Genomic DNA, 12290 nt, shown 5'->3' with positions numbered 1-12290 from the left:
GGTTAAACCCCGATCAAAAGTGGGAGCGAGCCTGCTCGCGATGCAGGCGCTGCGGTCTCAACGGTCGGGCGCAATCAACCGGCAAAGCTTGGCAGTGGCGCTGATCATTTGGCCACTGGGGCGCTCAAGACCTTTGTCAGTCACCAACAGCAACTTCCGCTGCTTCACCGCCGCCACCTGCGGCCAGCTCTTCCACGCCTCCAGCTGCGCTTGGTCTCCCGCCAATATCACCTCGGGATCACGCTGCAACACCGCCTCGATACTCACCTGCGGCGCCGGCAAACTCAGGTCGGCGAAGACATTGCGCGCCCCGCACACCTCCAGCGCATCACTAATGATCTGTCCGCCGCCAATGGTATAGAGCGGCTTGTCCCAGACCTGATAGAACACCCGCAACGGCACCTCGCGACGATAGCGCTGGCGTAGTTCTGCAAGCTGCTGACGCAGATACCCCGCGCGCTTAAGTCCGCGCTCCGGTCGTCCCAGGCGCGTGGCAATCGCTTCAATCTGAGTGGTGAGTTGTTCGAGGGAATGCGGCTCGGCGACAAAGGTCGCAATCCCCAGCCGCTTGAGCTGATCACGCTGCGCCGCGCCGACACTGCCGGGCCAGAGCAACAACAGATCAGGTTTGAGGCTGAGCAAACGCTCGACGTCGAGCTGGCCATATCGCCCAACCGAGGCCACATGCGCAATTGACTCGGGGCGCTCCCCGGCATCGAGCACGCCGACCAGTAAATCGGCGGAATCCAGCTCAACGACAATTTCCGACAGCGACGGCGCGAGGCTGACCACGCGCAGATCCGCCAACACCGGTCCAGCGCCGGTCAGCAGCAGAACCGCCAACCAGAGCCGGCGCATCAGCCGAGTTGACGCGGAATACGGTAGAGGTAAAACAGTACCGCCGTGGACAGTGCCAACAACATTAGCGGCACCGCTTCGAGTCCGACGAACACTGCCAGCGCACCGATCCACGCCGGCAGGGAGGCGACCAGAAACGCCGCCCGACGGCGCGCCGCCAGCGCAATCCACGCCGCCGGTTCATCGGGCGTGTCGAGGGCTTTTTGCGTGGCGATCAGCGCATGCTTGTAGCGGCTGAAAAACTTCAGGCTGACGAACATCGACGCGACGCCGGCAATGAACAACGGCATCGCCAGTACCGGCAGCAGCCCTTCGCCCGCGCCGAACAACGCATTGATGACGAACAGCGGCAACAGCGCCAGCGCCAGGTATTGCCACCAGGCCACCGACAATCGGCGCCGCACCTGTCCACGCGTCACGCGCGGTCGACCTCGCCCTGATGCTCGTTGCCCATCATGTGGTCGAGCTTGCTGGCCTTGGTCGCCAGGTAGAGTTTGTTGTGCGGGTTGTGACCAGTGTGCAGCGGCACGCGCTCGGCGACGACGATGCCCATCTCGGTCAGGGCTTTGACCTTGCGCGGGTTGTTGGTCATCAGGCGCAGGGATTTGACCCCCAGATGTTCGAGCATCGGCAGGCACATGGCGTAGTCGCGCTGATCGGCGGCAAAGCCCAGACGTTCGTTGGCTTCAACGGTGTCGGCGCCACCGTCCTGCAATTCGTAAGCGCGGATCTTGTTCAACAGACCGATGCCGCGACCTTCCTGGCGCAGATACAACAGCACGCCACGGCCTTCGCGGGCGATCGCCTGCAGGGCGGCGTCCAGTTGCGAACCGCAGTCGCAGCGCTGGCTGAACAAGGCATCGCCGGTCAGACATTCGGAGTGCAAACGGCCGAGTACCGGAGCGCCGTCGGCAATTTCACCCAGGCTCAGCACGACGTGCTCGCGGCCGGTGGTTTCATCGAGAAACCCGTGCATGGTGAATTGCGCATAAGGCGTTGGCAGCTTGCAAGCGGCAACAAAGACGACAGGCACCGGTGTGCTCCTGATCTAAAAATTCTGAAAATTCGCAGGCCGGCATTGTAACAGCAGGTACCTGTGGACGCTTAGGCTGAATTATCGGCGATAACGATCAAAAAGTTTGATGACACTGGCCTGCACCCCACCCCTGTGGGAGCGAGCCTGCTCGCGAAGACGTCAGTTCAGTCAACCAAGTGATGACTGATCGACCGCTTTCGCGAGCAGGCTCGCTCCCACAGGTGCATCGTCAGTCATTAGATCTACGATCAGTTCGAGGTGAACGGATACGGCTGCTTCCACTTCTCGAAAACGGGCTTCAGCTCGCCGCTCTTGACCAGTTGCGCCATGCGCCGGTCATACAGGGCCATCAACGCCCTGGCCTGCGGGGTATCGGCGAAACCGAGGAACAACGGCAACTCGGCCAGATGCGAATAACGGTATTGCGCCGGGTCCACCGCGTCACGCACGACGGCTTCGACCTCGGTCCGCGCGTCGATGTAATAATCCGCCCGCCCCTGCTTGAGCATCGACAGAATGCCGCTGCGCCGCTCGATCTGGTTGTAGCGCTTGATGTTCGGCAGGTAGTTTTCGTAGCGATAGCCGCGCACCCACGCCAAGCGGTATTTGCCCAGCGTCGCCAGGGTGGGTTCGGGACTGCTGGCCAGCCCCAGCGCATAGATGTGGTCGGAGTCGAAATGCCATTTCGGATACAGCACCTGCTGGGCTTCATCGCGGTAGGAGCCGACCAGCGCGTCCACCTCCTTCAATTGCACCAGGCCGATCGAGCGGGTGTAGGGCACCGTGCGAATGTCCAGCTTCACGCCAGCCGGTTCGAACACTTTGCGCAATACATCCCAGGCCAGGCCATGACCATCGGCAGCGGTGTAGTCTTCCCAGTCTTCGCTGGCCAGATGGATCACCGCAGGCGGCGGCGCTTCGTGCGCATGGGCGAACGCGCCCAACAGAGCCAAAACCAGCATCGCCAACCCGCGTCGCAGCATTTACCTGCCCCTCACTTGCCCCTGACCCTGATCAGGCGAACAGCCACACCAGCCCCTGCATCGCCAGCCAGGCAAACACCCCGGCGAGCACGTCGTCGAGCATGATGCCGACGCCGCCATGCACGTGTTTGTCGATCCAGCGGATCGGCCACGGCTTGAGAATATCGAAGAAGCGGAACACCAGAAAACCCGCCAGCAGCCAGTACCAGCCTTCCGGCACCAGCCACAGGGTGATCCACATGCCGACCATTTCGTCCCAGACGATGCCTTCGTGGTCGTGCACGCGCAGATCGTCGGCCACTTTGCCACACAGCCAGAAGCCGAACAGCATGGTGATGCCGAGCATCAGCCAATAGCCCCAGTCCGGCAGCATCTGCCACAACGGAATGAACGGCAGCGCCACCAGTGAGCCCCAGGTGCCCGGGGCTTTGGGCAGCGTGCCGGAACCGAAGCCGAACGCGAGGAAATGCCAGGGATTGCGCCAGACCGACGGCGGCACGAATTCAGCCGGAACCTGTTTCGGGTGATCTGTCACGGTGTCTCCTGAAAATGTTGATAACCGCGGGTATGCGGGGTGATATCGCGACCGTCACGATCCAGCAGCACTACGCCCTGGCCGTCGCTGACGCGGCCGATCACGTGGATTGGCCAGCCGGCCGCCAGCAGTGCCGGCAGCTCGTCGGACGGCAGCGTGAAGGCCAGCACGTAATCATCGCCACCACTGAGCGCCGCACGTTCGGCACCGCGCTGCCCGAGAAACGCCACTAAGGCATCCGACAACGGTACACGCTCGCGTTCAATCTCAAGTCGCACCTTCGACGCCAGTGCGATATGACCGCAGTCGGCGAGCAGGCCGTCGGAGATGTCCAGCGCCGCTGTGGCTTTACCCCGCAAGGCCTGACCGAGGGCCAGCTGCGGCTGAGGCGACCAGTAATGATCGAGCAGCGGCTGGGCGATTTCGGCCGCGGCGTCGCGTTGCCCGAGCACCAGCGGCAAAGCCCCGGCGGCATTGCCTAATTCACCGCCGACACAAAGCAGGTCGCCCGTTCGCGCGCCGCTGCGGGTCAACGCCTGGCCAGCGGGTACGCGGCCAAACACGGTGACCGTCAGGCTCAACGGGCCACGCGTGGTGTCGCCGCCAACCAGCGCCACGCCGCAACTCTGCGCCATGCGGTTCAAACCGCGGGCATAGGCTTGCAGCCAATCAGCGGTCACCGTCGGCACAGTCAGGGCAAGGGTAAAGGCAACAGGCGTGGCGCCCATGGCGGCCAGGTCACTGACCGCAACGGCCAGCGAGCGCTGACCGAGCAGAAACGGATCGCAGGGGTCGGCGAAATGCACACCGGCCACCAGCGTATCGGTAGAAATGGCCAACTGTTCCCCGGCGGGAACCGTCAGCAAGGCGCAGTCATCGCCAATCCCGAGAGCAACGCCTTCGCCGCCCTGCGCACAGGGCGCGGCGGCGAAGAAATTGCGGATCAGCTCAAACTCGCCCATGGCTGAGACAAAGTGCTCAAGCGCCGATCAGCGCTTGAACGCCTTCACTTCAGCTTCACGCAGGCGCGGGGCCAGCTTGTCGAGCACGCCGTTGACGAACTTGTGGCCGTCGGTCGAACCGAAGACTTTCGCCAGTTCGATACCTTCGTTGATCACCACGCGGTACGGCACGTCGACGCGCTTGAGCAGTTCCCAGGTGGACAGGCGCAGAACCGCCAGTTCAACCGGGTCCAGCTCTTCGATCGCCAGATCCAGGCAAGGCGTCAGGGCGGTGTCGATTTCGCTCTTGAACTGCGGAACCCCGTGCAGGATCTCGCGGAAATAGGCGCCATCGACATCGGCGAAATCGTTATCAACGCGAAACTGCGCTTCGATCTCGTTCAGCGATTGCTTGGCCATGTGCCACTGGTACAACGCCTGAGTCGCGAGCTGACGGGCTTCGCGACGCTTGACGCTTTTCGAGGGCTTGCCGGCATCCGCAGGTTTCGGATCGCGCGGGTTGAAACGATCGCTTTCGTCGCTAATCACTTGGCCTCCAACTGCGCCAGCAGGCTGACCATTTCCAGAGCGGACAGGGCAGCTTCGGCACCTTTGTTACCGGCCTTGGTGCCGGAACGTTCGATGGCTTGCTCGATGGAATCAACGGTCAGCACGCCGAAAGCGACCGGCACGCCGAACTCCATGGACACCTGAGCCAGACCCTTGGTGCATTCGCCCGCCACGTATTCGAAGTGCGGGGTGCCACCACGAATGACCGCGCCGAGGGCGATGATTGCGGCGAACTCGCCTTTCTGCGCGACTTTCTGCGCAACCAGCGGGATTTCGAAGGCGCCCGGTGCGCGGATGATGGTGATGTCGTTTTCGCTCACGCCGTGGCGAACCAGGGCATCAACGGCACCGCTGACCAGGCTTTCAACCACGAAGCTGTTGAAGCGGCCCACTACCAGAGCGTAGCGGCCTTTGGGGGCGATGAAGGTACCTTCGATGGTCTTCAGGGTCATTCGTCAGTTCTCTTAAAGAGCCGGGACGCGTCTGTTACGCGCCCCTCAGTGATTATTTGCCGCGAATTGGAATCCGGAAACAGCCGGTCATTATTCGGAGGGCACGTATTCTACAACTTCCAGATCGAAACCGGATATCGCGTTGAACTTCATCGGTGCGCTCATCAAGCGCATTTTGCGTACGCCGAGGTCGCGCAGGATCTGCGAACCGGCACCGACGATGCTGTAGGTGGTCGGTTTTTTCGGCGCCGGCTGATCGCCGGTTTCGCGAATGTGCGCCAGCAGCACGTCACCGTCGAGCGGGTGGCCGAGCAACAGCACCACACCGCTGCCCGCCTCGGCGACCGCAGCCATGGCGGCGCGCAGGCTCCAGCGGCCCGGTTGCTTGACCATCAACAGGTCGCGCAGCGGGTCCATGTTGTGCACGCGCACCAGCGTCGGTTCTTCGGCGCAAACGGTGCCCAGGGTCAGCGCCATGTGCACGTCGCCTTCCACCGAATCACGATAGGTCACCAGGTTGAATTGGCCCAGTTCGCTGTCCAGCGGCTGCTCGGCAATCCGCTGAACGGTACGTTCGTGGATCATCCGATAGTGAATCAGGTCGGCAATGGTGCCGATCTTGATGTTGTGCTCAGCGGCGAAGGCTTCGAGTTCGGCGCGACGGGACATGGTGCCGTCGTCGTTCATCACTTCGCAGATCACCCCGCTTGGCTCGTAACCGGCCATGCGCGCCAGATCGCATGCGGCTTCGGTGTGGCCGGCGCGTGCGAGGGTGCCGCCGGCCTGGGCCATCAGCGGAAAGATGTGGCCGGGGCTGACGATGTCTTCAGCCTTGGCGTCCTTGGCAGCAGCGGCCTGCACGGTGCGCGCGCGGTCAGCGGCGGAGATGCCGGTGGTCACGCCTTCGGCGGCTTCGATCGAGACGGTGAACTTGGTGCCGAAGCCGGAACCGTTGCGCGGCGCCATCAGCGGCAGCTTCAACAGCTCGCAGCGCTCGCGGCTCATCGGCATGCAGATCAGGCCACGGGCGTGCTTGGCCATGAAGTTGATGTGTTCAGCCTGGCAGCACTCGGCGGCCATGATCAGGTCGCCTTCGTTCTCGCGGTCTTCGTCATCCATGAGGATGACCATCTTGCCTTGGCGGATGTCTTCAACCAGTTCTTCGATGCTATTGAGCGCCACAAGGCACCCCCTTCTTTTGAATTATTTGAGGTAGCCGTTTTGGGCCAGAAAGCTTTCGGTGATCGTGCTGCCGGCGGTCTTCTCGGCGGCCTTGTCACCCAGCAGCAGACGCTCCAGATAACGCGCCAGCAGGTCGACCTCAAGATTCACCCGGCGACCTGGCTTATACGACGCCATGATGGTTTCGCTCAGGGTGTGCGGGATGATCGTCAACATGAATTCGGCGCCATCGACCGCGTTCACGGTCAGGCTGGTGCCGTCGACAGTGATCGAGCCTTTATGGGCAATGTACTTGGCCAGCTCCTTCGGCGCGCGAATGCAGAATTCCACGGCGCGGGCGTTGTCGCTGCGCGATACCACTTCGCCGACACCGTCGACGTGGCCGCTGACCAGATGCCCGCCGAGACGGGTGGTCGGGGTCAGGGCTTTTTCCAGATTGACCGGGCTGCCGCTTTTCAGGTCGTTCATGGCAGTGCAGTCGAGGGTTTCGCGGCTGACGTCGGCGGCAAAACCATTGCCCGGCAGCTCAACTGCGGTCAGGCAGACGCCGTTGACGGCGATGCTGTCGCCGAGCTTGACGTCGCTCAGGTCGAGCTTGCCGGTGTCGACATGCACACGCACATCACCGCCCTTGGGGGTCAGTGCACGGATGCTGCCGATGGATTCGATGATGCCGGTGAACATGGGGTTCTCCTTGAGAACGGGGCCAGCGCTAAGGCGATGGCCGGGAATTATACGCGCGCCGCAGGGACAGGGCGGGCAGTGACTCGCCAGTCATCGCCGACCGCGCGGATTTCAGTGATTTTCAGCTGCGGCGCATCCCTCATAGAGGCCAGCGGCCAGTCGAGCAGCGGACGCGCCGTGGAGCCGAGAAACTTGCCAGCGATGAAAATCACGAACTCGTCCACCAGACCAAGCTGCGCGAAAGCCCCGGCCAGACGCGGGCCAGCCTCGACCAGCACCTCGTTGACGCCGCGATGGGCCAGCTCCAGCAAGAGTTGGTGCAGATCGACCTGACCGTCGTCACCCGGCACGATCAAGCATTCCGGGCCGTTGGCGTACTGTTCCTCGACGGCCACGCAGGTGGCGACCAGCGCCGGGCCGGCCTTGAAGAACGGCGCATCCAGCGGCACCCGCAGGCGGCCGTCGATCAGCACGCGCAACGGCGGCCGGCTCATGGCTAGCGCGGTTTGCTCGGCATCCAGCCCCAACTCGTCAGCGCGCACGGTCAAGCGCGCACCGTCGGCCAGCACGGTATCGGCGCCGGTCAACACCACAGCCGCCTCAGCGCGCAAACGCTGTACCGCTGAACGCGCCGCCGGGCCGGTGATCCATTGGCTCTCGCCGCTTTCCATCGCTGTGCGACCGTCGAGGCTCATGGCCAGCTTGACCCGCACGAATGGCAAGCCATGCTCCATGCGTTTCAGAAAACCTTGATTGAGCTTGCGTGCTTCTGCTTCCAGCACCCCGCTTTCAGTGGCGATACCGGCATCAGCCAAGCGCTGCAAACCGCGTCCGGCGACTTGCGGATTGGGGTCACGCATCGCTGCCACCACCCGCGCCACGCCGGCATTCACCAGCGCATCGGCGCACGGCGGCGTGCGGCCGTGGTGGCTGCACGGTTCGAGGGTGACATATGCCGTGGCGCCGCGGGCCTGCTCACCAGCAGCGCGCAACGCGTGAACTTCTGCGTGCGGTTCGCCGGCGCGTTCATGCCAGCCTTCGCCGACAATCTGCCCGTCGCGCACCACCACACAGCCGACCCGCGGATTGGGATGGGTGGTGTAGTGACCTTTGCGCGCCAGTTCCAGCGCGCGCGCCATGAAATGCGCGTCGAGGATGGCCTGCTCGGCGGCGGTCATTCTTGCACCGGTTCGCGGGCGAGGCGGTCGATCTCTTCGCGGAATTCGTTGAGGTCCTGGAAGCGCTTGTACACGGAGGCGAACCGGATGTAGGCGACCTCATCGAGCTTTTGCAGTTCGGCCATGACCAGTTCGCCGACCACAAGGGATTTGACCTCGCGCTCGCCGGTGGCGCGCAACTTGTGCTTGATGTGAACCAGAGAGGATTCGAGGCGCTCGACGCTCACCGGACGTTTCTCCAGCGCGCGCTGCATGCCGGCACGGAGTTTTTCTTCGTCGAACGGTTGGCGGCTGCCGTCGGTTTTGATCAGGCGCGGCAACACCAGTTCGGCCGTCTCGAACGTCGTGAAACGTTCGCCGCAGGCCAGGCATTCACGCCGGCGGCGCACCTGTTCGCCCTCGGCGACCAGACGCGAGTCGATGACCTTGGTGTCGTTGGCACCGCAGAAGGGACAGTGCATGGTGGCTGGCAACAAAAAAAGGGAGGGCCATGGTAGCGCATCCCGGTGGCAAGACAAGCCATAGCCTTTGCGGTATACAGAACGGCATGATCGTTTGATCCATGGAATTCATTCTGCCGGAGCCTCCAATGCCGTTACGTCCGCTCGTATTGCTCAGTCTTTTCAGCCTGCTGGTGGCCTGTGGCAGCGACGCACCCAAGCCCCAGCCGCCAACGCCGGGCCCTGCGCCACAGCAGGCACAGAAAAAAGCCAAGGAGGCCGCCGAACTCGGCCCGCTGCCGGCCTATCAACGGGAACTGAGCGGCACCCTGCAAGGCGTACCCGCCGGGGCCGAAGTCGAGCTGGCGTTGCTGGTGATCGATGAAAAGGATCGCCCGCAACAACTGCTCGCCAGCTCGAGCCTGATCGGCACCAATCAGCTGCTGCCGTTTCGCCTGCGCTTCAATCCCGAAGCGTTTCCGGCCGGTGCGCGGGTTGAGCTGCGTGGTCGCGCCAGCCAGTCCGGCCAGTTGATTCTGCACCTGCCGTCGCAGACCATTTCTCAGCCGACCACCCAGGCACTGGGCCAACTGCAATTCGTCAAAGCCCCATGACGGCACCGCTCGACCTGCAACAGGCCTTGGGCGAATTGCTCGGCGACGCCCGCCTGAAAGCCTGCGCGTTGCCGGACACCGATTTGCAGTTATGGCTGATCGACGGCGACAACATGGCCCGCGAATTCAGCCAGGAAGAAACCCAGCGCATCCTGCACGAGCCGCCCTACTGGAGTTTCTGCTGGGCCAGCGGCCTGGCGGTGGCGCGCTATCTGGCGGCGTTTCCCGAGTGGGTGCGCGGCAAGCGCGTGCTGGATTTCGGTGCCGGTTCCGGAATTGCCGGGATCGCGGCGGTGAAAGCCGGCGCGCTGGAAGTGGTGGCCTGCGATCTCGATCCGCTGGCGATTGCGGCGTGTCGGGCGAATGCTGTGTTGAATGATGTCGAGATGAATTATTCGACCGACTTCTTCGCCGAGGCCGATCGCTTCGATCTGATTCTGGTCGCGGATGTGCTGTATGACCGGGCGAATCTGCCGCTGCTCGATGCCTTTCTCAGTCGTGGCCGCGAGGCCCTGGTGGCGGATTCGCGGGTTCGGGATTTCCGCCATCCCTTGTATGAGCGGATCGAAATGCTCGAGGCGATGACCCTCCCCGATCTGGCCGAGCCTGAAGAATTTCGGCATGTCAGCCTTTACCATGCGCGGCGCTAGCTAAAAGCATCGCGGGCAAGCCCGCTCCCACACGGGACTTGTGTCGTTCATAAATCACTGTGGGAGCGAGCCTGCTCGCGAAGGCGCCCTCCCCAGGCAACACATATCCAAAACCCGCCCCGCTTCCGGCCAACCCCCACCAAGCCTTATAGTTGCCCCATCCACGCTTTGACGAGATCCCCCATGAGTGAGCAAACGCCGTACATCTTCGACGCCACGACGGCCGATTTCGACCAGTCGGTGATCGAGGCTTCCTTCACCAAACCGGTGCTGGTGGATTTCTGGGCCGAATGGTGCGCCCCGTGCAAGGCGCTGATGCCGATGTTGCAAGGTATCGCCGAGAGCTATCAGGGCGAGTTGCTGCTGGCCAAGGTCAATTGCGACGTCGAGCAGGACATCGTTGCCCGCTTCGGCATTCGCAGCCTGCCGACCGTGGTGCTGTTCAAGGACGGTCAACCGGTCGACGGCTTTGCCGGTGCGCAACCGGAATCCGCAGTGCGCGCGCTGCTCGAACCGCATGTGCAAATGCCGCCACCGGCCGCTGCCGATCCGTTCGAACAGGCTCAGGCGCTGTTCGATGACGGGCGTTACGCCGATGCCGAAGCGGCGTTGGTAGCCATGCTCCAGCAAGACAACAGCAATGCCAAGGCGCTGATTCTGTATGCACGCTGCCTGACCGAACGCGGTGAGCTGAGCGAAGCGCAGACCGTGCTCGACGCGGTCAAGAGCGACGAGCACAAAGCCGCACTGGCCGGCGCCAAGGCGCAGATCCAGTTCCTCAGGGCTGGCCCGTGACCTGCCGGACGCCGCCGAGCTGAAAAGCCGTCTGGCGCAAAACCCGCAGGACGATGAAGCGGCCTATCAACTGGCGATCCAGCAGCTCGCCCGTCAGCAATACGAAGCGGCGCTGGAAGCCCTGCTCAAATTGTTCATTCGCAATCGCAGCTACGGCGAAGGCTTGCCGCACAAGACCCTGCTGCAAGTGTTCGAGCTGCTCGGTAACGATCACCCGTTGGTGACCGCTTACCGCCGCAAGGTCTTCGCTGCGCTGTACTAAGGGTTCACTCGATCCAGCTATAGAGCGGCGTGTCGGCGCCGCTCTGCACTTTCACCTGCGAACTGTGGCGCAGCCGCACCAGCAAACGCTTGCCCGCCGCTGCACTGCCGGTCAGCCCTTCCAGCTGATCAAGCAAGTCCGGCCCGCTGAGCTGCCCGGCCTGACGCAACAGATCCTTCGCCACCTGCCACAACGCATCGTCCTGGCCCTGTGGTTTGGCCGCCGGCACCGATGCCGCCACTTCAGACTGAGCCAGCGGCGCCTGAGCACTGAGCGCCGAACCAAGCCTGGCCCAGTCACTGTCATCCAGCTCCACCGTCAAATCCACCGGCACCGCGCCGACGGTTCCGCGTATCCGCAACATTGAATTCGCTCCTGCCTTTTTCCGACCTGCATGCTCCCACGGGACTTGTGTAACGCCAAGCACACGGGCAAACTCTGCGCACTTTCGTTATAAGATTACATAACAAACTTTTCATTTCACGTCCCGGAGTTCGCCATGCGTCGTTTGTTGCTCGCTTTGCCGTTTGCCCTGTTGCCGCTGGCCGTTGCCTACGCCGCTGACGAGCATGACCACGATCACGACCATGAGCACGGCAGCCTCGGCGCCCATGAACACGGCGTGGGTCGACTGAATGCCGCGCTCGATGGCCAGACTCTGGAGCTTGAGCTGGAAAGCCCGGCGATGAATCTGGTGGGTTTCGAGCATGCGGCCACTTCGGACGCTGACAAGGCCAAGATCGCTGCCGCTCGTGCGCAGCTGGAAAAACCGTTGGCGCTGTTCAGTCTGCCGGCGGCGGCCGGTTGCAAAGTGGCCAGTCAGGAACTGAAAAGTCCGCTGTTCGGCGACAAGCCGGATGCCGACGATCATGACGAAGATGAAGCGGACAAGGACGGCCACGAGCATCACCACGAGCACAGCGAAATCCATGCGCACTATCAGTTCACTTGCACTGCGCCAGGTGCGTTGAAGACGCTGGATCTGACGAACCTGTTCAAGACCTTCCCGGCCACGCAGAAGGTTCAGGTACAACTGATCAGCGCCAGCGGCCAGCAAGGTACGGAAGTGACGGCCAAAGCCGCGTCGCTGAAGTTCTAAGACTCACCGAA

Annotated in this window: 16 protein-coding genes and 1 pseudogene; 4 read left to right on the top strand and 13 right to left on the bottom strand. The window is 62.8% G+C overall.

Translation table 11 applies throughout. The features are described 5' to 3' along the window. Positions 1 to 57: 57 nt before the first annotated feature. The 12 genes from M0746_RS00285 to nrdR form a co-directional block, all read right to left on the bottom strand. Complete coding sequence (locus tag M0746_RS00285; RefSeq protein ID WP_258447875.1) at positions 58 to 858, bottom strand: cobalamin-binding protein; 801 nt, start codon at positions 856 to 858, stop codon at positions 58 to 60. Continuing rightward, the gene (locus M0746_RS00280; RefSeq protein ID WP_258447874.1) at positions 858 to 1277 is read right to left on the bottom strand and encodes an MFS transporter; all 420 of its coding nucleotides are present in this window, start codon (positions 1275 to 1277) and stop codon (positions 858 to 860) included. The genes M0746_RS00285 and M0746_RS00280 overlap by 1 nt, the downstream gene beginning before the upstream one ends. Beyond that, positions 1274 to 1891, bottom strand: coding sequence for a GTP cyclohydrolase II (gene ribA, locus M0746_RS00275; protein ID WP_090286700.1), 618 nt, complete (start codon positions 1889 to 1891; stop codon positions 1274 to 1276). The genes M0746_RS00280 and ribA overlap by 4 nt, the downstream gene beginning before the upstream one ends. 251 nt (positions 1892 to 2142) lie before the next feature. Next, positions 2143 to 2877, bottom strand: a complete 735-nt coding sequence (locus tag M0746_RS00270) for a substrate-binding periplasmic protein (RefSeq protein WP_258447873.1) — start codon at positions 2875 to 2877, stop codon at positions 2143 to 2145. Positions 2878 to 2908: 31 nt separating this feature from the next. Then, positions 2909 to 3412, bottom strand: coding sequence for a phosphatidylglycerophosphatase A family protein (locus tag M0746_RS00265; protein ID WP_090286703.1), 504 nt, complete (start codon positions 3410 to 3412; stop codon positions 2909 to 2911). Continuing rightward, the gene (thiL, locus tag M0746_RS00260) at positions 3409 to 4374 is read right to left on the bottom strand and encodes a thiamine-phosphate kinase (protein WP_258447872.1); all 966 of its coding nucleotides are present in this window, start codon (positions 4372 to 4374) and stop codon (positions 3409 to 3411) included. The genes M0746_RS00265 and thiL overlap by 4 nt, the downstream gene beginning before the upstream one ends. 27 nt (positions 4375 to 4401) lie before the next feature. Then, a complete protein-coding gene (nusB, locus tag M0746_RS00255) occupies positions 4402 to 4902 on the bottom strand; it encodes a transcription antitermination factor NusB (protein ID WP_258447871.1) in 501 nt (166 codons plus the stop codon). Further along, positions 4899 to 5375 carry a 6,7-dimethyl-8-ribityllumazine synthase gene (ribH, locus tag M0746_RS00250; RefSeq protein WP_258447870.1) on the bottom strand — a complete coding sequence of 159 codons (477 nt, stop codon included), beginning with the start codon at positions 5373 to 5375 and terminating at the stop codon, positions 4899 to 4901. Before ribH ends, nusB begins: the two co-directional genes overlap by 4 nt. A 90-nt stretch (positions 5376 to 5465) precedes the next feature. Continuing rightward, a complete protein-coding gene (ribBA, locus tag M0746_RS00245) occupies positions 5466 to 6557 on the bottom strand; it encodes a bifunctional 3,4-dihydroxy-2-butanone-4-phosphate synthase/GTP cyclohydrolase II (protein WP_093097920.1) in 1092 nt (363 codons plus the stop codon). 21 nt (positions 6558 to 6578) lie between these two features. Then, entirely contained in the window at positions 6579 to 7241 is a 663-nt protein-coding gene (locus tag M0746_RS00240; RefSeq protein WP_090286709.1) for a riboflavin synthase, read from the bottom strand. Between the two features lie 47 nt (positions 7242 to 7288). Next, a complete protein-coding gene (gene ribD, locus M0746_RS00235; RefSeq protein ID WP_258447869.1) occupies positions 7289 to 8419 on the bottom strand; it encodes a bifunctional diaminohydroxyphosphoribosylaminopyrimidine deaminase/5-amino-6-(5-phosphoribosylamino)uracil reductase RibD in 1131 nt (376 codons plus the stop codon). Continuing rightward, the gene (gene nrdR, locus M0746_RS00230) at positions 8416 to 8880 is read right to left on the bottom strand and encodes a transcriptional regulator NrdR (protein WP_172833237.1); all 465 of its coding nucleotides are present in this window, start codon (positions 8878 to 8880) and stop codon (positions 8416 to 8418) included. The genes ribD and nrdR overlap by 4 nt, the downstream gene beginning before the upstream one ends. Positions 8881 to 9008: 128 nt before the next feature. On the opposite strand from nrdR, the gene M0746_RS00225 reads away from it, so the two are divergent. The 3 genes and pseudogenes from M0746_RS00225 (at position 9009) to trxA (ending at position 11180) form a co-directional block, all read left to right on the top strand. Continuing rightward, positions 9009 to 9473: a YbaY family lipoprotein gene (locus M0746_RS00225; protein ID WP_093097910.1), complete on the top strand. Its 465-nt coding sequence runs from the start codon at positions 9009 to 9011 to the stop codon at positions 9471 to 9473. Next, positions 9470 to 10123 (top strand): class I SAM-dependent methyltransferase, encoded by a 654-nt coding sequence (locus tag M0746_RS00220; protein ID WP_258447868.1) that lies wholly within the window; start codon positions 9470 to 9472, stop codon positions 10121 to 10123. The genes M0746_RS00225 and M0746_RS00220 overlap by 4 nt, the downstream gene beginning before the upstream one ends. Before the next feature lie 183 nt (positions 10124 to 10306). Then, positions 10307 to 11180: pseudogene (gene trxA, locus M0746_RS00215) on the top strand (thioredoxin). Positions 11181 to 11184: 4 nt separating this feature from the next. Here the strand turns inward: trxA and M0746_RS00210 are convergent. Beyond that, positions 11185 to 11544 carry a hypothetical protein gene (locus M0746_RS00210; RefSeq protein WP_208939587.1) on the bottom strand — a complete coding sequence of 120 codons (360 nt, stop codon included), beginning with the start codon at positions 11542 to 11544 and terminating at the stop codon, positions 11185 to 11187. A gap of 135 nt (positions 11545 to 11679) precedes the next feature. Here M0746_RS00210 and M0746_RS00205 point away from each other — a divergent pair, with 135 nt between their 5' ends. Further along, complete coding sequence (locus tag M0746_RS00205) at positions 11680 to 12279, top strand: DUF2796 domain-containing protein (RefSeq protein WP_258447867.1); 600 nt, start codon at positions 11680 to 11682, stop codon at positions 12277 to 12279. The last annotated feature ends 11 nt before the right edge of the window (positions 12280 to 12290 follow it).

This window comes from Pseudomonas sp. S11P7 (assembly GCF_023195435.1).
In the GTDB taxonomy this organism is placed as follows: domain Bacteria; phylum Pseudomonadota; class Gammaproteobacteria; order Pseudomonadales; family Pseudomonadaceae; genus Aquipseudomonas; species Aquipseudomonas fluorescens_G.
This window is presented reverse-complemented; position numbering and strand designations above follow the sequence as displayed.